At 57.6% G+C, this 20,425-nt stretch carries 16 protein-coding genes and 1 pseudogene; 10 read left to right on the forward strand and 7 right to left on the reverse strand.

Annotated elements, in window-relative coordinates; all coding sequences use genetic code 11:
• The first annotated feature begins 86 nt into the window (after positions 1-86).
• The 4 genes from EBBID32_RS13545 to EBBID32_RS23635 all read left to right on the forward strand — a co-directional run bounded on the left by EBBID32_RS13545 (position 87) and on the right by EBBID32_RS23635 (position 2,917).
• Complete coding sequence (locus EBBID32_RS13545) at positions 87-320, forward strand: transposase (protein WP_196805664.1); 234 nt, start codon at positions 87-89, stop codon at positions 318-320.
• Positions 321-526: 206 nt separating this feature from the next.
• Complete coding sequence (locus tag EBBID32_RS13550) at positions 527-1,348, forward strand: phytanoyl-CoA dioxygenase family protein (RefSeq protein WP_037490747.1); 822 nt, start codon at positions 527-529, stop codon at positions 1,346-1,348.
• A gap of 2 nt (positions 1,349-1,350) precedes the next feature.
• A complete protein-coding gene (locus tag EBBID32_RS13555; protein ID WP_081628091.1) occupies positions 1,351-2,343 on the forward strand; it encodes an XdhC family protein in 993 nt (330 codons plus the stop codon).
• The gene (locus EBBID32_RS23635) at positions 2,336-2,917 is read left to right on the forward strand and encodes a nucleotidyltransferase family protein (RefSeq protein ID WP_196805665.1); all 582 of its coding nucleotides are present in this window, start codon (positions 2,336-2,338) and stop codon (positions 2,915-2,917) included. The genes EBBID32_RS13555 and EBBID32_RS23635 overlap by 8 nt, the downstream gene beginning before the upstream one ends.
• Before the next feature lie 30 nt (positions 2,918-2,947).
• Here the strand turns inward: EBBID32_RS23635 and EBBID32_RS13560 are convergent, their stop codons facing one another.
• The 4 genes from EBBID32_RS13560 to EBBID32_RS13575 form a co-directional block, all read right to left on the reverse strand.
• On the reverse strand, positions 2,948-4,384 hold the full coding sequence (locus EBBID32_RS13560; protein ID WP_006958873.1) for an NAD-dependent succinate-semialdehyde dehydrogenase: 1,437 nt from the start codon (positions 4,382-4,384) through the stop codon (positions 2,948-2,950).
• Positions 4,385-5,052: 668 nt separating this feature from the next.
• The gene (locus EBBID32_RS13565) at positions 5,053-5,313 is read right to left on the reverse strand and encodes a VOC family protein (RefSeq protein WP_006958876.1); all 261 of its coding nucleotides are present in this window, start codon (positions 5,311-5,313) and stop codon (positions 5,053-5,055) included.
• A gap of 98 nt (positions 5,314-5,411) precedes the next feature.
• A complete protein-coding gene (locus EBBID32_RS13570) occupies positions 5,412-6,545 on the reverse strand; it encodes a CaiB/BaiF CoA transferase family protein (protein ID WP_006958878.1) in 1,134 nt (377 codons plus the stop codon).
• A gap of 178 nt (positions 6,546-6,723) precedes the next feature.
• On the reverse strand, positions 6,724-9,387 hold the full coding sequence (locus tag EBBID32_RS13575; protein WP_006958880.1) for a LuxR C-terminal-related transcriptional regulator: 2,664 nt from the start codon (positions 9,385-9,387) through the stop codon (positions 6,724-6,726).
• Between the two features lie 484 nt (positions 9,388-9,871).
• On the opposite strand from EBBID32_RS13575, the gene EBBID32_RS13580 reads away from it, so the two are divergent.
• The 6 genes and pseudogenes from EBBID32_RS13580 (at position 9,872) to EBBID32_RS13600 (ending at position 15,869) form a co-directional block, all read left to right on the forward strand.
• Positions 9,872-10,261, forward strand: a complete 390-nt coding sequence (locus EBBID32_RS13580) for a hypothetical protein (protein WP_037490749.1) — start codon at positions 9,872-9,874, stop codon at positions 10,259-10,261.
• 24 nt (positions 10,262-10,285) lie between these two features.
• Positions 10,286-12,526 (forward strand): TonB-dependent receptor, encoded by a 2,241-nt coding sequence (locus EBBID32_RS13585; protein ID WP_006958883.1) that lies wholly within the window; start codon positions 10,286-10,288, stop codon positions 12,524-12,526.
• Position 12,527: 1 nt separating this feature from the next.
• On the forward strand, positions 12,528-14,195 hold the full coding sequence (locus tag EBBID32_RS13590) for an FAD-binding protein (RefSeq protein ID WP_051093351.1): 1,668 nt from the start codon (positions 12,528-12,530) through the stop codon (positions 14,193-14,195).
• Between the two features lie 7 nt (positions 14,196-14,202).
• Positions 14,203-14,424, forward strand: a complete 222-nt coding sequence (locus EBBID32_RS25375; RefSeq protein ID WP_196805666.1) for an alcohol dehydrogenase catalytic domain-containing protein — start codon at positions 14,203-14,205, stop codon at positions 14,422-14,424.
• Positions 14,425-14,436: 12 nt separating this feature from the next.
• Positions 14,437-14,526, forward strand: a pseudogene (locus tag EBBID32_RS25380) (hypothetical protein); the annotation flags it as partial.
• Positions 14,527-14,639: 113 nt separating this feature from the next.
• Entirely contained in the window at positions 14,640-15,869 is a 1,230-nt protein-coding gene (locus EBBID32_RS13600) for an MFS transporter (RefSeq protein ID WP_006958888.1), read from the forward strand.
• A gap of 232 nt (positions 15,870-16,101) precedes the next feature.
• On the opposite strand, the gene EBBID32_RS13605 is transcribed toward EBBID32_RS13600, so the two are convergent.
• The 3 genes from EBBID32_RS13605 to EBBID32_RS13615 all read right to left on the reverse strand — a co-directional run bounded on the left by EBBID32_RS13605 (position 16,102) and on the right by EBBID32_RS13615 (position 20,423).
• Positions 16,102-16,824 (reverse strand): glutathione S-transferase family protein, encoded by a 723-nt coding sequence (locus tag EBBID32_RS13605; RefSeq protein ID WP_006958890.1) that lies wholly within the window; start codon positions 16,822-16,824, stop codon positions 16,102-16,104.
• Positions 16,825-17,040: 216 nt separating this feature from the next.
• Positions 17,041-19,866 carry a xanthine dehydrogenase family protein molybdopterin-binding subunit gene (locus EBBID32_RS13610; RefSeq protein ID WP_231382198.1) on the reverse strand — a complete coding sequence of 942 codons (2,826 nt, stop codon included), beginning with the start codon at positions 19,864-19,866 and terminating at the stop codon, positions 17,041-17,043.
• Positions 19,863-20,423 carry a (2Fe-2S)-binding protein gene (locus EBBID32_RS13615; protein WP_006958895.1) on the reverse strand — a complete coding sequence of 187 codons (561 nt, stop codon included), beginning with the start codon at positions 20,421-20,423 and terminating at the stop codon, positions 19,863-19,865. The genes EBBID32_RS13610 and EBBID32_RS13615 overlap by 4 nt, the downstream gene beginning before the upstream one ends.
• Between the last annotated feature and the right edge of the window lie 2 nt (positions 20,424-20,425).

A 20,425-nucleotide genomic window follows, 5' to 3' on the forward strand; every position in this document is an offset into this window, starting at 1 on the left:
GAGGGCCGCCTTGCGGTGATCGGCTGATATTTCGAGATGGCACTGGTGCAAGCGCCGGTGTTTGCACCGATACTAAGGACGGTGCGATGAGCCAGATCACAGTAATTTCGGGGCCGGAGCGGCGGCGCGTATGGACTGACCAGCAGAAGCGTGAGTTGGTCGCGGCGGTCTCGGCGCCCGGTGCGAACGTGGCGGAGATTGCCCGCCGTGCTGATCTTCGGCCGAACCAGATTTACAGGTGGCGGCGACTTGGCGCGGAGCACTCTCAACGGGGACGCCAATATCATCTCCGACATAGTTTCATTGGCGTACCAGAGTAAGCGCCGGAGCGCTCAGCATCAGCGCCCTTGATGTTGCTCGGTGACAAGGGCCATTCGGGGCTCCAAATGGCTTCTATGCCCTTGAGCAGTTCGGACAGCTTGATCGTTCGAGACTCTCATTGAAGCGGTGCGCACCTTCCTAAAGAAAGGTGAGCCAACAGGACGGAGGTGCCACATGCAAGCTGAATCGGTTGAAAGGTAAATCGATGATCGGCGCTACTCTTGCCGCTCCTAAAGTTCGCTCAGTAACGAATGCTGAAGTCGACTTCTTTTTTCAGCATGGCTGGGTCAAGATTCCTCAGCTTATCGAACGCGACACCGCTGCCGACCTGCTACACCGTGCCCGGAGCGTTTTCGGGGAGGACGGACGGGCAGGAATCGATCAACTGCCTAAGCCCGCCGCGCACTACGAGACATGGTTTCGCACAACATGTGATGCGATGGAAGACGAGCGTTTCAGAGCGCTGTCTCTTTCCACGGCGTTGGGCAACAACACAGCAAGACTATTGGGCCGGGACGGTCCCATTCGCTTGATGCTATCTGACATTGGAGTCAAGCTTCCGGTCGAAACCGGCCGCGGCAACCCGACCACCTTTCATCAGGACACGCCCGGTCATCCCTACATTGAAAGCAATTTTCTCACCGCATGGGTAGCACTCGACGAGGTGGCGGCCGACATGGGAGCACTCCAATTTTACAGCGGCTCCCACAAGCTCGGCAACCTCGGTTATACACATGACCCCGCGATCCGCGCGCAATGGCAGCCCATATTGGATAAATATTGTGTGTTGACTGAACCGGTTACGCTTCAACCGGGTGACGCCACCTTCCACATAAATGGGACGATGCACGGGACACAGGCAAACACCAGCGGGCAACCTCGTTGGTCGTGGATGAGCGTGATGGTGCCCGGCGACGCGCGCTATACCGGCGCGCCACACAGATACATTGACGGGCGCGGGTTCACTCAATTCGGTCAGCTAGATCATCCGACCTTGCCGATTATTTACAGTCCGGAAATCACCTGAGAATGCTTCAAACCCGAAAAGACCCTGTGTCTGCTTTGTACCATCCGGCAGATATCCTTCGCCGCGGGCTCGAATGGACGCGTGAGGACCGGAGCATCGTCCTGATCACGCTGGCGGGCGTCACTGACGTGTCCTCACGCGCACCTGGAACTCTGATGGTGGTAGCTGACGATGGCCGCCACGCAGGTTCGTTTTCCGGCGGCTGCATCGAGGCCGCTATCGCAAGCGAGGCGCTGGAGGTGCTCGCCGCGGGTCGTGGCAGGATCGTGCGTTATGGCGCGGGCTCACCTTACATCGACGTGCGCTTGCCCTGCGGCGGTGGGATCGACCTGCTTTTTACCCCCTGTCCAGACCCGAAGGCTCTATCGCAAACATTAGCGCTACTCGACGCGCGCGAACTAGCGACCCTGCGTGTCGACGCTGACGGATTGACGCTAGCGGCTGGCTTATCCGGGACGGGAGCCTTCGTCTTCCGCGTCCCGCCGCAGTTGCGGATCCTCGCATATGGCAACGGCGATGATCTGTCAGCTTTCGCCCATCTCGCCCGCTGTCATGGCGCTCTGGTTGAGGCCATTACACCAGATCCGGAAGCAAGCAGGGAGCTCATGGCTGCGGGGATAACGACGCATCACGTCTATAGCCGGACACAAGTCCCGCCAATGCATGGCGACAGGTGGACGGCAGTGGTTTTCCTCTTCCACGATCACGACTGGGAAGAAAGTCTGCTCCCTCCGGCGTTGGGTGTGCCCGCCTTCTATCACGGTGCAATCGGCAGTACCCGTACCCACGAGATGCGCTTGGAGATGCTACGACACCAGGGCGTGCCTGAGCCTCTGATTGCCCGCCTGCGGGGACGGATTGGATTGATTCCGTCCACACGCGACCCCGCGCTACTCGCGCTGTCGGTGCTAGCTGAAATTGCGGCAGCCTATCGCGATGTGACTGACCAACGCACTGATAGTCTTACTGGTCCGAAGGTTGGCTCGGTTGGCTGACCCGGGCACCATTGCTCTGGTGTTTCTTGCGGCAGGCAGAGGCCTGCGTCTGGGCGGAAGCAAGCTGGCGCTCGAATTGTCGGGGCAGCCGCTCGCGCTGCATGCAGCCCGGACTTTCGCCTCCATTCCGTTCCGGGCTCATATCGCCATATGTTCTCGCTTGACGCCTCCCCTCTCCCCGCTGGGTTACAAAGAACTTCAACTCTTCCCGGAAGGGGCTCCACTCTCGCGCTCGATCGCACTGGGAGTGGCCGCGATTAAGTGCCTTAAAGCGGATGCCGTTATGATCGCGCTTGCTGACATGCCATTTGTCCCGATTGGCCATCTCGAAGCGATGCTCGCAGCATTCGATGGTGACAAACTAGCGACACTGGCCGCTCATCCTCAGCCTCCAGCCTTGTTTGGCGAGCGTCATTTCGATGCACTATCCTGTCTGCGTGGAGACAGAGGTGCGAGCCACTTGTTGCGCACGGCACCAGGCATAGCCTTGTCGCCCGATTTGGCGCGTGACGTGGACACTCCAGATGATCTTGATGCTGTTAGGCGGCATCAATCCAGACATTTTCCTGATTGAAGACCCACGATCAGACCGCAGATCTGGGGCTCAGACACCCATGCAGAGATACTTGATCTCCATATAGTCATCAAGACCGTGACGGGAGCCTTCCCGGCCGAGACCTGACTGCTTGACTCCGCCGAAGGGGGCAACTTCCGTAGAGATCAGCCCGGTGTTGATGCCCACCATTCCCGTTTCGAGCGCTTCCGCCACCCGCCAGACGCGCCCCAGATCGCTCGAGTAGAAATAGCTGGCAAGACCGAACTCGGTGTCGTTGGCTAACTTAATCACCTCTTCCTCGGTGTTGAAGCGGATCACGCCTGCCAGCGGGCCGAAGGTTTCCTCTTTCGCAAGCATCATCCCTGGCTTGACGTGCGCGACTACCGTTGGCTCGAAGAAGGTTTTGCCGAGATCGCTTCTACGCCCTCCGGTCAGCACTGTGGCGCCCCCAGAAACTGCGTCCATCAAATGCTCCTCCACCTTGGCCACCGCCGCCGCGTCAATCAGCGGGCCGACCGTCACGCCCTCGTCCATCCCGTACCCAAGCTTCAACTCGCCGACACGAGCAGCCAGCTTCTTCACGAAAGCATCGTAGACACCGTCCTGAACATAGAAGCGGTTGGTGCATACGCAGGTTTGGCCGCAATTACGGAATTTCGACGCGATTGCGCCTTCCACTGCCGCATCGACATCCGCGTCTTCGAAAACGATGAAGGGAGCGTTGCCGCCCAATTCCATCGAGACCTTCTTAACTGTGTCGGCGCACTCTCGCAGCAACTGGACGCCGATCTCGGTCGACCCCGTGAAGCTGATCTTCCGGACAATCGGATTGCGCGTCAGCTCGCCTCCTATCTCGCGCGCGCTGCCAGTGACGACGCTGAACACGCCTGGCGGAACACCAGCCTCTTCAGCCAGTTCTGCAAGGGCAAGTGCAGAGTAGGGTGTAGCGGACGCCGGCTTGAGTACCATCGTGCATCCGGCGGCGAGCGCGGGCGCAAGCTTTCGGGTGATAAGAGCATTGGGAAAATTCCAGGGCGTAATTGCGCCTACGACCCCAATTCCCTGTCTCAACGTCACAATCCGGCGATCAACGGCATGACCCGGAATGACTTCGCCATAGGCTCGCTTGCCTTCTTCGGCGAACCATTCGACATAGCTGGCTCCGTAGGCAATTTCGCCACGCGCCTCGGAGAAAGGCTTTCCCTGTTCACGACTCAACAGTTCCGCCAGCGCGTCCTGGTTGGCAATCATCAGTTCGAATAGGCGCCGCAATATACGGGCCCGATCACCGGCGGTGCGGGATCGCCATGCTGGCAGGGCGCGTTCGGCAGCCTGGATCGCGCGCTCAGTTTCCGCCTTTCCCATGTTGGGGACAGTGCCGAGCACCTTGCCAGTGCCGGGATCGGATATTTCTATCGTCTTCCCGCTATCGGCATCACACCACGCACCGTCGATATAGCAATTTTGATGAAGAAATTTGATCAATTTGCCACTCCTCAGGCTGCAGGCGACTGCAGGATCCTGTGCCAAGGTTGCTCTTTAAGAGATGCGCTAAACAAGCCCGCCCCCGTAGCCACCTGTCTCTCGACAGGTTTGTCACGCAGATTGCGAGTAGCTCGTGGCGCAGGCCTCCATTGCTGATGCGATGCCAAAAATTGCACAGAGCGTTAAGCTATGCCCAACCTGATGGATTGGTACGGGAATGAAGGCGATAAGGCAGCGCTACAGCGGGATTTCAAGGCGAAGGTGGCACCGGTAGACTGTTGCCAAGCACAGCGTCTATCACCCGAGGATAGCTCCCCGAAAGCGTAGCGATCGACTAGATACCAACACGTACTCCGGAGGCCGTCATGAGGTCGAGACCCCAGCGTCAGAACGATCTCAACTTCAGGAAGCTTGCCGATGATCTGTTGCGGATAGAACTTCTTCTCTGATTTGGTCATGGAACCCATCAGCTCGTAATATTTTACGTACGATATTTGGCAGGACTCAATCTAGATTGCTCTATTAGACCGAGTATTTCTTTTTCAGAATCTGGAAAATATTGTCTTCTGGATCTGAAAAGAAAGCGGTTCGCAGACTCCTCGATCCGGCCACCATATCACGGATCGGCCAATGCACTGCCCCTCCGGCATTCGCGATACGACCCTGAATCACCTCGATGTCCGGGTGAAAAAGGCCGGCAGAGATCCACCCGGCGCAGGCGGCGGCTCGTCTGGGAAGGACAACAGTACGAATTCGACACCACCCTCAGCAGCTGAAAAGATCATCTCCTCCATAGGACGACCATTGATCGTCCCTGACAGCCGGTTGGGAGTGCCAAGCCCGAGCGCCGAACGGTAGAATTGCGCCTGTCGTTCAAGGTCGCCGACCACAAGCCGCTGGAATCCGAAACGCGCCGTTGAATCTTCCATTACGCCTTCCCTTCTGCTTTCAGGGGACAGACCATTACCGGTGGGGTTTGCAATCCTCCCAGCCAACTTCCGACGGTCGATTTCGAGGCAATCCTTATTCATTTTCCGCTATCAACCAGGTCACGTCCGCAGATGGAACCTTTCCAGCGGTTCAACGCCTGGGTGACCGACACAGCCTCAGATTCGAGAATGGACAAGGGCGTAACGGACATCTTCGGTGCCGGAGCCGGCTGGGCAATGCCTTCGTGCTGCACGAACACCGAGCGTGCGACATTGTGCGGATGCGCGAGAGCCTCCGTCATGGATAGTACTGGCGTAATACACGCGTCCGTTTCAGCAAAGGTCGCAGCCCACTCGTCGCGCGTGCGGGTGGCAAAAGTGGTCGCGAAATCGGCTTCCATCGCAGGCCAGCCACTGCGGTCATTCTGGTCGTAACATCGGTCTTCAAGGCCAAGCCCCTTCACAGCCTCGCTGAAAAACTGAGGCTCGAGGCAGCCCACTGCTACATCTCGTCCGTCAGCGCAGCGATAGCAACGATAGAAGGGAGCTCCGCCGTCCAACAGATTCGAAGCTGGCGCATCGCGCCACAATCCCTTCGGCTGCCAAGCGTAGAACAGGCTCATCAGCAGCGGAACGCCGTCGCAGATAGACGTATCCACGACCTGACCTTGCCCTGTGCGACCGGCCGAAAGGATGGCCGCGAGCAGACCCGCCACCAGAAACATTGCTCCGCCGCCATAGTCACCGACCAGATTAAGCGGCACGGGTGGTGGCATGTTCGGACTGCCCATCGCGTGCAGAGCGCCAGTGAGTGAGAGATAATTGATGTCGTGTCCTGCACGTAAGGCTAGTGGACCACTTTGCCCCCACCCCGTCATCCGCCCATAGACTAGGCGAGGATTGCGCGTGAGGCATTGTTCGGGGCCTAGCTCCAGACGTTCCATGACACCCGGACGAAAGCCTTCGATCAGAGCGTCGGCCTGCTCAATGAGCTCGAGCAATGCTCGGCGATCGGTTGGATCCTTGAGATTGAGATGGATCACGGGACGCCCGCGGTGGAGGATGTCTCCGCCGACGTCATCCCAAGCTCCGGCTCCGGCCGCCGGGGGACGGGCCACTCGAACGATGTCGGCCCCCATGTCGGCAAGGAGCATACATGCGAGCGGGACGGGCCCGATCGCGTCGATCTCAACCAATCGGACCCCGGCAAGCGGTCCAGTTCTCCGCGGCATTAGTGACTTCCCCCGCCATTCCAGGTTTTACGCAGTCGAGATCATGCCGCACACCACCACCCAAGAGAATTAGAGGGTGCGTAATCCCGCCAGGCGATACTTGGAGAATGTGGCGGATAGAAAACCTGCAGTTCGATAGGATACGGCTACAAGGCCACCAATTTCTCCCGTGACGGGGTCAGGCAAAAATGCCGAGTACGCGCGCCCGGAGCACGGCCTGTGATCTGCGGCGCACACCAAGTTTGTCAAAAACTTGTTGCATGTACCATTTCACCGTACCTTCGGTGAGCCCCAGCCGATCGCCGATCTCGCGATTGCGCAACCCGCCATTGATCATCGTGAGAATCTGGACCTCACGTTCGCCGAGTTGCGCCACCAGGCAGGAATCGTCGGCATCTGCATCAACCGTCAACTCGGACTTCACCCCAAGCGAAGCCAAGATCCGCATCGTGAAGGCGTCCACCGATGTCTGGGCAACGGGACCTGAGGCATATGATTCCGTCAACAACGCCTTGATACCATCACCTTCGTCGAGGAAAATTTGGGTCCATCCCGCCGGTTCCGCGGCTTCCAGCGCCTCGCGCAAGGAACGGCGACCGCGAACGCGATCACCCTCCAGCAACGCGATCTCCGCCAGAAGAAGTTGGAAGATCACAATCGACCGCTTGGCAGCACTGCGCTTGAGGAATTCCAACCAACGTGTAGCCACCTTTTTCGCTTTCGCGAGGTTGTACCGCTGAATTTCGATCCTGAGCCAAGCGATCGCGATATGTTCATTCTTGCGCGTGGGAGTGAGGGTCGGATAGGGAAAATCCTCGACGATGATATCCCCGGCCTTCAGGGCCTCCTCAGCGGCCGCAAGCTGGCCGTTCTGAATCATCATACGGACTTGCTCCGATACTACAGTCGCACGCAATCGATCGAGGCTGCACTCGACGGCAATCAAGTGAGCTTCTTCGAGCGTCGCCATCGCGGCCTTCACATTACCCTTGGCAAAGTCCAGTCGAGCGGAGGTGATAAATCCAGCGGCAATCTCGTCCACCATACCCCATTGCCTCGCGGCCGGCAGATATTCGTCGATCAAGGCTCCGGCTCGATCGAGTTCCCCTAGGTCGTAGAGTGCTTCGGCAAACATCAGCGCCGGAATTGCAGCAACGCTAGAGCCTTTCCCGCAGCGCCGTTCCGCATAGACAAACGACTCCTCCAGCAAGCCTCTTGCCATGTCCCCCTTCCCCAACGCCATCAGCGTCGGGGCCACCGTGGCCTTCAGCGTGATCGCAGCGAATTCGGAACCAGGTCGGTTCAGTGCACGCCGAGTCTCCGCCTCCAGCTTTACGATATCGCGAAAATGATAAAGTTCGCGCCGTGCAGCCATGAGTTGTCCGACCAGCGTGCAACTCAGATACGGCGCCTCGTCTCCCAGTTCCAGTAGCAGCTTTTCTCCTTCACTTTCAACGTAATGCAAGTTGTCATGCGCTGCCTGGAGAAGAATTTCACGGTGCCGCAGAACATAGGCCAAGGTGAAATCATCTGGTCGCTCTGCAGCGATTTCTACCGCGCATGTGATACAGCGCTCTGCTTGAACCAGCGAAAGCCGCCGAATCCGCCGCCAAGCCAGGGCTAACAGCAACATTGGCCGGGATTTTAATACTGACCAAGGAATATGGGCTGAATTCTCCTCGACGAAATATAGATATCCGTCGTAAATCAGTCTATTTGCCAAGATATCAAGCTGGTCAGCGAGGAAATTGACATCTTCGCTTAGCCGGGCATGCTCTATCGCCTTGCATTCGTCCTGCGCCGTCGCGAAATATCTGCTGACTCGCCGATGATACTCTGAGACTTGTACCGGCGCGCGGTCTATTGCAGTCTCTCGCATCAGTGAACGAAATAACGGATGATATACGTACGCGTTCTTCTTGCCCTGGACCTTTTCGATGAACACCCCAAGTCGATGCGCCTCCTCAAGGAGGATTCCGGCATCGTCGTCGTCAAGCGCTGCCGCGCAGGCTTGTGGTGTCAGTTCATCAAGAATGCTTGTGGCAATGACAAAGTCACGCAAACGAGGGGGCAACGGCTGAAGTACCTCCTCTCGAAAATAGCTGGTTATCTCGACGGCGATTTGACCTGACGCAAGCGGCTCACGGCTGCGTTGATCCGCAACGCGATTGCGCAAATGCTCTCCCGCGACAACGAGGCCAGAAACCCACCCATCCATGATTCGCACGATCTCCGTCCGAACCTCACTATCCATCGGAGCCCCCGTCAGCATTGACAGAAGTTCGCCCGATTCCTCTGCATTTAAGCGCAGTTCATCACACCCGATTTCGACCAGGAATCCCGCTGCGCGCATCCGGGCTAACGGAATTCCCGTAAACGAGCGCGACGCGATCACCGTGGTGATCGCGTCGCGTGCGCCCGAAATACAGCGTTCTAAGAAGTCGAGGACGTCAGCTGGCAGAAACTGCGCGTCATCGACGACGATCAGGGGACGCGCCTCCATATGCGCGGAAAGGTGGGAGATCCACGTATCGCTATCGTCGTTCGGACTAAGCTCAGCCCATGGCAGCCCGGCCTTTATACCCGCCTGGTGCAGTGCCAGCAGGAAGCTTGAGAGATCCCGGATACCAACGCGACTAGCGATCCACAGGCCGGGGCGCCCTTCAGCTACCAGCCGGTTGAACCAATTAAGGGCGACGGAGGTTTTCCCATAGCCGGCTGGCGCACTGAGTACGGTCAGCCGCGACTGGTCAACACGGCGTGTCAGAGCCTCGATCGTGTTGCGTGAAAATTGCTGAAGCCGCAGCCGAGGTGCGACGATCGTAGTTGGTATCAGATTCAACTTGCCTCTCCTACAACGACATTATTTTTTTTGGCCGATATGCTCTACGCTATCGGGCCGCCCATCTGGCTTCCTTGTCTACCCTATCCGAAGACAGGAATCTGATAGCCTATCTAAAGATAGGGCGTCCAGCCCTTGATCTGCGTTTCCAAAGCCAGCGCTCATGCGTCGGAGGCTGTGCTCACGAGGGGTTGACCGCTAGTCCGCGCTCAGTGGGGCAATTGGAAATCCTCTTGGACCGATCTCTGAAGACCTTCGCCGTCGAGGGTGTGACGCGCGTGGATTGTAGTAGGCCGTGCTGCGCGCTTTATCAGAGTCGCGGTGCGTCAAATAAGCTATGATTCCATAGCATACCAAAAGCGATATTTTTCGAGTTCTGGTATGGCCAAGGGTCTGAAGGCAGCGGGAGTCACGGTATCAGAAGGCGGCGAGGGCGGAGACGGAGTCCGCACAGCAAAGACTTTGGGGGCGATTGTTGAGGCTAATGGCTGAGCCCGGTGGTGAATGTCGCATCTTCATCGACGAAGTGGAAGCCGTTTGTTCCGTGCTGATGGAGGCTTATATTGGTAAGGCTGCGGGACTGACCCCGCTAGATGAGTTCGCATCGCGGATTGTCTCGATGATCAATGGCGTATCGGTCGCGACAGTGACTGAAAATGTTGAGGAAGAAATCAGTCTTGCCTCGCGGCTGATGGACCGCCAGGTAGAGATACTGGCCATGATGCATGGTGGTTTACGCCACCGGAAATCGGTGAGCAGCTGGGCGTTCCCTACCTATCGGACGATGGGTTCAATGTCACGTCGGGCGGCCATTGTGGGAGCCCTGACACACATTCGCGTCAGAGGTGCTTGGCCCCCGATCGGGTCATTCTGAATAAATTGGGGGAGGGAGTTTTCAATGAATGACACTAGCTTTGCGCGCAGGATTCTGGCTTCTTCAGCTTCCCTTGCCTTGGCATTTGGCATCCAAAGCGGGGCGATGGCACAAACCGCGGAGAATTCGGCGGAGGTCAACAAAGGAGATTCCGTTGGTGGTGACATTATCGTCACGGCTCAGCGCAGGTCTGAGCGCCTGAACGACGTTCCGATGTCGATTACCGCGATTAATGCTGAAGGGTTGGCGAGGTCGGGCGTCAACGACACCGCTGATCTCGCAAAGCTCGCACCCGGCCTGACAATCGGCTTTTACAGCACCAATTTGTCGCCTGCTATTCGCGGCATTACCGGCACTGGCGGAAACCTGCAAAGCACATCTGCCGTTCCGTTGTATCTGGATGGCGTCTACCAGCCCAGTCAATTGGCCACGTTCATGAGTCTTCCTGATGTGGAGCAGATTGAGGTGCTCAAGGGACCTCAAGGTACATTGTACGGCCAGGGTTCAACCGGCGGGGCGATCATCGTTCAGACACGCGCGCCAAGCTTCACGCCTACGGGAAAATTTAGCGCCAGTTATGGCAATTTTGATGCGGTCAATGTTCGAGGGTTCGTCTCGGCACCGCTCTCCGACGGGGTGGCGTTTAGCCTTTCGGGAGACTATCTCGACCGCGACGGCTTTCGAACCAATTTTGTGACTGGTGAGAGAAGCGTAAGTACACGCTCGCGAAGCATTCGCGGTAAGCTCCTCGTTGAGCCAAGTGACGCAGTCAAGATCACTGTTGGCGCCTACTACACAAAGCACCGGGATTCCTCTTCCGTGGCATATTCGGCATACGACAACAATTCGATCGGTTATCTCTACGCGCCAACAGCCCCGAAGAATCTCGATCCAGATAAATTTGGCGTGGACCCGCGAAGCTATGTGGCCTCGGAATCCTATGGCGCAAATCTCAAAATGGAACTCTCCAGCGGTATCGGTGATTTGGTCGCACAGGGCGCATATCTTCATACAAAATCTGTTGCATTCACCGATCAGGATGCTTCTCCTATCAATTACTACAACTATGTCGCGATTGATTGGTCGTCTAGGCACTATACCGGAACAATCGACTTCGCTTCGGATAAATTCGGCGCGTTCAGTTTCAATACGGGGGTATTCTATCTGGATACGCTTAATCTAGGGAATGGCGGGGCATCCTATTTCTTCAATCCAAACGGCACCGTTGTGCCTTCTCCGGGCATGCCTGTTTTTGTGGGTGCCAGTTTTACGAGACAAGAGAAGCAAGTTGCCGCTGTGTATTTTGAGGGGCAGCTCGACCTTACGGATCGTCTTCATCTGACTGCGGGCGGCCGATATAATTATGAGAAGATTCACGCCTATCGTCGGACGTATTTGTCGTTGCCTGCACCCACTCCCTTGTCTCTTCCGGAATATGCACATAGCCCCGCGAGCTTCTCCCAGTTCTCGCCCCGCGGCACGCTGCGATATGAAATTACTCCCTCCTCCAACGTCTATGCGAGCATCAGCAGGGGCTTCAGGGGGGGCGGTTTCAGTATCGCGGCCGCTGGCGATCCGCCATTCAGGCCTGAAACGATTACAGCCTATGAAGTCGGATTCAAGGGACGTCCTATCGACGCGCTCACGGTAAGTCTTGCAGCATTTCGATACGATTACAAAGATATGCAGGTGCTGCTCTATTCCGCCGAGCCTGGCAAGCCAGCCGTCACATTCGAAACAAACGCGGCGTCGGCACGCAGCAAGGGTTTTGAACTCGAAGCAAACCTGACAGTCACGCCGGAATTATCGATCTCGGGCGGCCTGGCTTACCTCAATGCTCGATACAAGAAGTTTACGGGTGCCCAAGCCTACGTTCCCAATGCGACGGGGACCGGAAACATCAAGCTCTCAGATCAGGACCGCAGCGGCCGCCGGCTCCTGCGGTCCCCTGAATGGAGCGGGAACGTATCGGTTAATTACGAACGCGAGGCGCAGGCAGGAAAGTTCAGCGCATTCGCCGCAATCACGTTTTCGTCATCCTATGGCTTGGATAACGACCTTATAGTGCAGACGGGCAGCTTCGCTCGCCTCGATGGGGAACTTTCATTCGCACCTACGGCTCTCGATGGTGTGCGCTTCGTATTGTGGGGCAAGAACCTGACTGACAGGCAATATCCTGCGGCGTCGAACGTCAACGATTTCGGGTCGGGCTTTGCTTACAACGATCCGCGCACTTTTGGAGCGAGGGTGGAATTCTCGTTCTGATATGAATGTGGGAAGACTGGGCCACACCGGGTATCTGTCAACTGTCGCAGACCCTCTTGTCGTCAACTCCGCCAATGAGGCCGCGTGGAGCGACGTCGCGGACGTCGTCGTTGTCGGCTTTGGTGGCGCGGGCGGGGTCGCCGCTCTTCAAGCGCATGAACTTGGTGCGGACGTCATCATTATCGATCGCTTCAATGGCGGCGGGGCCACAGCGAACAGCGGCGGCGTCATCTACGCCGGCGGCACTCGCTTTCAGCAAGATGCCGGGATCGACGATTCCGCCGCAAACATGTTCGACTATCTCGTCCAAGAGGAATTGGCGGTCGGCGAGGCAACCTTGCGCCGGTTCTGCGAAGGAAGCTGCGAGGACATCGAGTGGCTTTGCAAGCAGGGTCTTCAGTTCGGCGGCAAACCCTATCTGGAGAAGACCGCCTACCCGCCCGATGGATACTTCCTATATTATTCTGGCAACGAGAATGTTCCCGCATTCAAGGAGAAGGCCGTACCAGTGCCCCGCGGCCATCGGACCCACGGTACCGGCACCACGGGCTATGCCTATTACGCGGCGCTGCGAACAGCCGTGGAGATGGCCGGGGCACGACTTCATCTGCACAGTCCGGTGCGACGGTTGGTGGTCGATAGAGAAGGAGCCATCGTGGGGGTGGAAATCGCTCCCGTACCGCAAGACTGGCACGAGCGCCATCAGGCACTATACAATAAGATCATCCCAATGCGGCCGTTTTCCGGCAAATACAACGAACGGACGATAGCCGCAGCGAAGGCTTTCGAGGAACAGGTCCATAACCGTAAGCTGATCCGCGCACGCAAAGGTGTGGTGCTGGCGACCGGGGGATTCATCAACAACCTTGCGATGCTTCGCCGCTACCGGCCCACCTACGGCAAAGCATGGAAGGCACTTACACGCATCGGGTCGATGGGCTGTGATGGCAGCGGCATCGACCTAGTCCGATCAGCTGGAGGGAACACTCGGCTGATGGACCGGCTCTATACAGGCCGGTCGATTGCGCCTCCGGCTGCATTCATGGGCGGAGTGCTGGTCGATGATTCGGGTCAACGCTTCGTCAACGAAGACGCTTATTCCGGCTTCGTAGGCAGCTCGATCGGAGAACTTCCGGCTAATGGCAAGGCATGGCTCATCCTGGACCGAAACCGCTACCGAACGGCGATCCGGCAGTGCCTGTTCACCGCCCGGACACTCTACATCTGGACGATTCCCGCGCTGCTCAACATCGTCTTCGGCGGAACCACAACGGCCCGCAGCATTGAAGCCCTGGCACATAAGTGCGGCTTCGATCCAAAGGCTTTCGCGCAAACCATCGCGACGAACAATATGGCGGCCGACAGTGGGGGGGCGGACGAGAGAGGCAAGGACCCGGCGAAGGTCCACACAATCGCCGTCGCGCCTTTCTATGCGATCAACATGAGTCTCGACAATCCGTGGCTTATGTCGGTTTGCTTCTCGCTGGGCGGACTAGCCGTGGATGAGGAGTCCGGTGCGGTTCTCCGAGAGGATGGCAGCGCCATACCCCGACTTTACGCAGCCGGGCGCGTGGCAGCAGGGCTATGTTCGAAGGCTTATGTCAGCGGCATGTCGATTGCCGATACCGTGTATTCCGGCCGCCGTGCGGCCCGCGCGATTATCGGATAGCCCAGCCTTGAAGCAAGCCGACGCCAAACGACAAACGGAGCAGGACATGCGTATTGCCACGTTCGATGCCGACACGCGGCAGATCCGCATCGAGGATGCCCCGATGCCAGTCGTCATCAAGGTCCACCGTTGCGGCATCTGCGGCTCTAACGTTTCGATGACATCCGGGGGAGCGTTTAGCCTTAAGACCGGCCAGTTTGGTCACGAATATTCGGGCGAGATCGTCTAGACCGGCCCGAATGTCGAAAATCTCCGCGCCGGCGATCGGGTGGCCATCATGCCCGTCGTCCTCTGCGGCGCATGCGAATACTGCCACCAGCTCGGACCATGACACGATTGGGCTGCTGCAAAGCCTCGATTGATTTCGGATCAAAGGCACTTGCCGGCAGGACCGCCAAGCTGATTTCCATCGATTGCCAATAATTAGGATAAGAGGATATAAGTATGAATAGCAGCTCTGCAGAATTGCGAGAAAACTGGGGGCTGTTGTTCTCCTGCACGATCGGACTGCTCTTCGGGACCGCTTTCCTACCATATCTGCTCAGCCCGCTGGCTGCCGTTTTCACCGAGAAATTCGGCTGGACGCTTAGTGACGTCATTCGCCTTATGCCTTTTCAAGCGGCCGGTATGATGCTGGGGCTGCCAATCGCCGGAGTATTGGCCGATCGTATCGCTCCGCGCCCACTCATCCTGACAACGATCGCAACGCTGGCTGTGCTGTCGATGTGTCTACCAATCGCCGCGCAGGCGGGGTATTGGCACATGTGTACGCTGTTCTTCGTTCTTGGCTTTCTCACCTCAGGGTTGAGCGGGCTCTATTATACCCGCGTCGTGGGCGCGGTGTTCAATTCAGCCCGCGGCTTCGCGCTCGGAGCCACCCTGTCCGGCGCTGGCCTGGCGGGCTTTGTAGCGCCCCTCTATGCACACGCAGTGGTCGACCGTTTTGGCTTGCAGGCGGTGTACCAAGGCGCCGGCCTCATGATGCTACTGGTGGCCTTGCCGATCGTTTTTTTTGGACTGACGAATGCGCCACATCCTCGTGGCTCGGCGACGGGACCAGCACGCGCGGCAGGACTATCGCTCGCCGAGGCGGCTCGAGATCGGCGGCTGTACCTTATGCTGGCACCGCCGCTCGCATTCGGATTGGTGGTATCCTCTTTGATAGTCGTCATCGTTCCGGCCCTGCTTGATCGGGGGGTGGATGCCGGCACGGCCGCAATGGTTGCTTCGCTCTATGGGATTTCGACTGTGTTAGGGCGGCTTGCCAGCGGCTGGTTGTTGGACCGTTTCCGTCCGGCGCGCGTCGGTGTAGGCATCTTTGCCCTCGCCGCGGTAGGCACCCTCGCATTTCAGACTGATGCCGCCACAGGCGCGATCGTTGCCACGATCGCGATAGGTCTGGTCAACGGAGCGGAGATTGACATCATGTCTTACATGACCATCCGCTATTTCGGCATTGGTCACTACGGAAGGATATTTGGCGTTGCCTATGCGGTCTTCGTCGGCGCGTCGATGATCGGTCCATTCATCGCCGGGGGCCTGCTGCAGCATGGTGGGCATGCAATGCTCTTCCTTGCCACCACCCTACTTTTCGTCACATCGGCACTGTTTCTGCTGGTGTTGGCGGGCATCGAGGGTGAACCATTCGATGCTCCCAGCAATCCCGTGCACTAATCGAGCCCGAGAGAAAGCAACGATGATGTGCAACCGAACGGGCCGATAACCACATCGAATTTGGTTCGGAGCCCGTTCGACGGCTTATAAATACTGATCGATAGGATCGGTTGGCGTCGATCATGAAGCTTGGAGCAAAAGCTCCCGATTGACCACCTTCCTCGTCGATCTCCCGCAACCCCTTGGGCCGATCCAACTGGCGACGAACGACAGGAAGGTCACCGCAACATGGTCACTGAGAGCGAAGGCTATCGGCCCGCGAATATTTACCACGGCCGAACATGCGATCCCACTGATCATCAGAAAGCTGGTAACTGCTCATCGGACGGTCCAAGTCGATCTCGCTCACAGATTGCAGAGCTTTCTGCACAGCTGGACGCGCGGAAATTTCGGTCATCCACCGACCAATATTTGGGTAGTCTGAAGGCTTCATTCCCGTAACGCTAACGAATTTGAACCTCGGAAAGGTCGCTATATCCGCGATCGTGTATTCATCACAGGACAAAAAACGGCTCTCGCCCAGACGCTTCTCGACGACATCGTAAAGGCGCAGCACTTCAGTCGCGTAACGATCATGGCTATGCTGTTGGTTCTCTACCCGCCGACTGAAATATACATATTGTCCAAACATTGGTCCGATGGCCGACATTTGGAACATCAACCACTGCATCGTCGCATAGCGATCCTTCAAATTCGCAGGGTTGAAGGCTCCATGCTTTTCCGCCAGATAGTGAAGGATAGCGCCTGATTCTGCTAAAGGCATTGGCGTACCATCCACACCCTCAAAATCGATAATCGCGGGCACTTTCCCATTGGGATTTACCGCGCGGAAATTTGGATCATCCTTGTTGTTGATAATATCAAAATAATTATGACGATACTCCAAACCCAGTTCTTCAAGGATAATTACCACCTTAAGAACATTCGACGTATGCCCACCAAATAGCTCTATCATTTAATTCACCATATGTCTATTCGTATAAATTAAAGAATTTATATTTCATTTATAAGGGTTCGCTAGATAGCCCCCGAAGCCGGTATAAGGACCAGCGTCGAACAAGGTTAAGCAAGCTTAATACAACAGGTACTACAATGCTCCATCGTCGTGAAAATCATCTAATCCTCCCTTCATGGCGACAATATCCGCAGCGATCAAATATCCGAACGCGAATCAAGGAGCGGCGGCGTAGGTGGGAGCGTTAGTGCAGGCGATCAACAGCAATTCGTGCGATTCAAGTGCGGGAATGATGTAATCGAGGTAAGCATGCCCGCCATCTGGACGCGGCAAGGCTTGGAGCCGCTCCCACTGCGCCGTCATATCTGCGTCAGCCCCGGACTGTAATGAAAATTCCCGTTCTCCACTGAACATTTGGGCCAGCACGTTCACTACCGCCGGCGAAGCAGCCGCATGATCAAGTAACTGACCATAGTCCCTCAGCCATCCGCGAATTTGTCCAACATAAGGATGCCAGGTCGGCTGCAATGAAATCTGGATACCGTCATAGAAACGATACATTTCGGCAAGAATATCGTACCCTTCGCCTTCTCCGGCAAACTCCCGAACGATCGGTTCGACCCAATCCGCAGGTCTCCCTTCCGATTCGGGTGAAAGTACCGCGGCAATAGCCGCCCTCACACGTTCCGGCTTTAAGGGTAGCGTGGTGATGGTAATGCCAAGCGGCCGCAGAGCGTCTTCGACCGCATTGACCAGTGCGCCAGAAACCGGGGCTGGCGCGCCTTCGCCCTTGCCTTTCGTCCCCAGCGGATTGTTCGGAGTAGGGACGCTGTGATCGTAGGTTTCGACGTGGGGCACATCGGCCGCACAAGGCATCATGTAGCCTTCAAGGGTAGTATTCTGGAGCTCGCCGCGCTCGTTGTAAACATACTCCTCAAAAATCGTGTTGCCGATACCCATAATCACGCCGCCCTGGACTTGGCCTTCGACCACCAGAGGGTTGATCGGCTTACCGCAATCGTCAACGACGACATAGCGTAGGATCTTGATGACGCCAGTTTCTGGCATCACCTCGACAATAACGCCATGGAAGCTGGCCCCAGTCATGTTAGGCACGTTCTGAGGTTCGAAATAGGCCGTGTGTTCTAGCCCCGGCGTAGTTCCCTGCGGAAGCTTGATAGGTTGCTCGATCAAGTGCTCGGCTATCGCGCGCATTTCGATCCGAGCACCGCGATCCTTGGACCAGATGATCTCCCCGTCCTCGAAGTCGAACTCGTCTGGAGAGGCGTCTACTCCAAGATCGTGCGCAGCGACCAGACCCATCTTCTTCTTCAGTTCACGCGCAGCGAGCACAGCGGCGCTGACTGTATAAGAGGCCATGCGATTGCCGACATTCCCCATGCCATATGGAGTGCTCAGAGTATCACCGTAATCTAGCCTGACGTCATAAGGCGTGACTCCGAATTCATCGGCCAGGACTTGCGAGATTGCTGTTTCGTGGCTCTGGCCCGAAGGAGGGTCGCCAATCAGTACATGAACTTTGCCCGAGTTGAGCACTTTGACCGTCGCCACTCCGTAGCCAGGCTTGCGTTGGCGCGGAACATAAGCCTGCGAGGAAACTCCCGAACGCTCAACCTCACCACCGAAACCCAGACCAATGTAGCGCCCCTGCTCGCGAAGCTTGGCCTGCATATCACGCACCGATGCGACATCAATGGTTTCTACCAGCTTGTCGAACCCGCCGACGAAATCGCCACTATCAAGAAAATTCCCGGTAGCAGCCACATACGGGAATTCGGTCACCAGGTTCTTGCGGAACACTTCCAGTGGGTCCAGCCCGAGTTCTCTGGCTACGCGGTTGATCGCACCGTCCATGGCTAGACGCACAGGGAACGACCCAAAGGCCCGCGACGGCGTCAGGCACGGCTTGTTGGTGACGACGCCTAGGATTTCGATCTCGGCCTGTGGAATATCATAGAAGCTCGTCATCATGAAGCAGCCAGCCCGGGGGTACATGATTCCCATGAAAACCGGCTGCTGCCCATGGCCAATGTCCGTTATACAGCGATCGCGCAAACCGAGAATTTTGCCGTCACTTCGCGCGGCGATCTGCATTTCGTGGATTTGGGCCCGTTCCTGACCCACGCCCGCCCGGAAGCTCTCCTCGCGCGATTCAACCCAGCGAATCGGGCGCATAACCTCGCGCGCGACAAGGGCAAGGATGAAGTCCTCACGCGAATGCGGTGCTTTGGTACCAAACGATCCGCCTTGGTCTTTCGGAGCAATCACGCGCACCATCTGTTCCGGCCATTCCAGAACCTGGGATATCGCCTGCCGCAGCAGGTGTGGCCTTTGCGTCGTAGTCCAGTGCGTCAGACCGGAATGATCGTCCCACTGAGTGAGCACACCGCGCAATTCCATAGGACTGGCGCCTGTTCGCGGCACCTCGAATCGCTCCGTGACAACTATATCCGCTTTGCCGAAAGCGTCCGAAGCGTCGCCTCCCATTTTCTCGTGATAGATGATATTATCGGGCCAGTCTTCATAGACGAGCGGGGCGTCGTCGGCCAAAGCCTGCTCGACCGTGGTGACCACCGGGAGCGGCTCGTAATCGATGACGACGAGATCGGCCGCATCTTCCAGGGCATATTTGCTCTCGGCCAGGATCACGGCGATCGGCTCGCCATGGAACACCACCTTTTCCACCGCCAGCGGCATCGAGGGGGGCAGGCGCAGTGTGCCGGGCAGTTCGTTGACCAGCGGCGGGATCAGCAGCTCGCGCATCCCCAGCTTGAGCAGGTCGGTCCCGGTGAACACGGCCACCACGCCGGGCACGGCCCGCGCCCGGCTGACGTCGATCGCCTTGATCCGCGCATGGGCCTGCCTGGAGCGCACGAAGAAGGCATGGACCATGCCGGGCAGCTTCAGGTCGGCTAGGTACTGGCCCTGGCCCCGAATAAGGCGCAGGTCTTCCTTGCGCTTCATCGGACGGCCCACCCATGGCCCGGTCATGGCCTCGGCCGGCGAATGCATCCCGCTCATGCGCGCACCTCCCCGAGCCGGGCGGTGTCGAACCAGGCGGCGCGTTCCTCCGGTACCATCGCGCGCAGCTGGGCCGCCGCCGATTGCACCGCCTCGACGATGTGGCTGTAGCCGGTGCACCGGCAGATATTGCCGACCAGCGATTGGCGGATGGCCTCCGCGGTCAGCTCCGGCGCGCCTTCGCGCACGTTGGTCGCCAGGATGTCGAAGATCGTCATCATCATGCCGGGGGTGCAATAGCCGCACTGAAGCCCGTGGCGCTCCCAGAAGCCCTGCTGGATCGGGTGAAGCGCGCCGGGCGAGCCGCCGAAATTCTCCAGCCCTTCCACCGTGACCACGCGGCAGCCGTTGGCCTGCACGGCCAGCATCATGCACGATTTCGTCGCGCGGCCATCGACCACCACCGTGCAGGCACCGCAGCGCCCCTCATAGGTGCAGCCCACGTGCGTCCCCGTGAGGCCCAGCTCGTCGCGCAGGAAATCGACCAGCAGCATGCGGATCGGAATGGTTTTGTCATGGACCCGTCCGTTGACGGTCACCGAAACTGCGTTTTCCATGG

Origin of the sequence: Sphingobium indicum BiD32 (assembly GCF_000382885.1) — a bacterium.
Lineage (GTDB): Bacteria > Pseudomonadota > Alphaproteobacteria > Sphingomonadales > Sphingomonadaceae > Sphingobium > Sphingobium japonicum_C.

Coding starts and splice junctions, on each gene's coding strand:
- EBBID32_RS13615 (WP_006958895.1), bottom strand. CDS start 20,423: ATGGAAAACGCAGTTTCGGTGACCGTCAACGGACGGGTCCATGACAAA.
- EBBID32_RS13610 (WP_231382198.1), bottom strand. CDS start 19,866: ATGAGCGGGATGCATTCGCCGGCCGAGGCCATGACCGGGCCATGGGTG.
- EBBID32_RS13590 (WP_051093351.1), top strand. CDS start 12,528: ATGAATGTGGGAAGACTGGGCCACACCGGGTATCTGTCAACTGTCGCA.
- EBBID32_RS13555 (WP_081628091.1), top strand. CDS start 1,351: ATGCTTCAAACCCGAAAAGACCCTGTGTCTGCTTTGTACCATCCGGCA.
- EBBID32_RS13565 (WP_006958876.1), bottom strand. CDS start 5,313: ATGGAAGATTCAACGGCGCGTTTCGGATTCCAGCGGCTTGTGGTCGGC.
- EBBID32_RS13580 (WP_037490749.1), top strand. CDS start 9,872: ATGGCTGAGCCCGGTGGTGAATGTCGCATCTTCATCGACGAAGTGGAA.
- EBBID32_RS13545 (WP_196805664.1), top strand. CDS start 87: ATGAGCCAGATCACAGTAATTTCGGGGCCGGAGCGGCGGCGCGTATGG.
- EBBID32_RS13605 (WP_006958890.1), bottom strand. CDS start 16,824: ATGATAGAGCTATTTGGTGGGCATACGTCGAATGTTCTTAAGGTGGTA.
- EBBID32_RS13585 (WP_006958883.1), top strand. CDS start 10,286: ATGAATGACACTAGCTTTGCGCGCAGGATTCTGGCTTCTTCAGCTTCC.
- EBBID32_RS13600 (WP_006958888.1), top strand. CDS start 14,640: ATGAATAGCAGCTCTGCAGAATTGCGAGAAAACTGGGGGCTGTTGTTC.
- EBBID32_RS13570 (WP_006958878.1), bottom strand. CDS start 6,545: ATGCCGCGGAGAACTGGACCGCTTGCCGGGGTCCGATTGGTTGAGATC.
- EBBID32_RS13550 (WP_037490747.1), top strand. CDS start 527: ATGATCGGCGCTACTCTTGCCGCTCCTAAAGTTCGCTCAGTAACGAAT.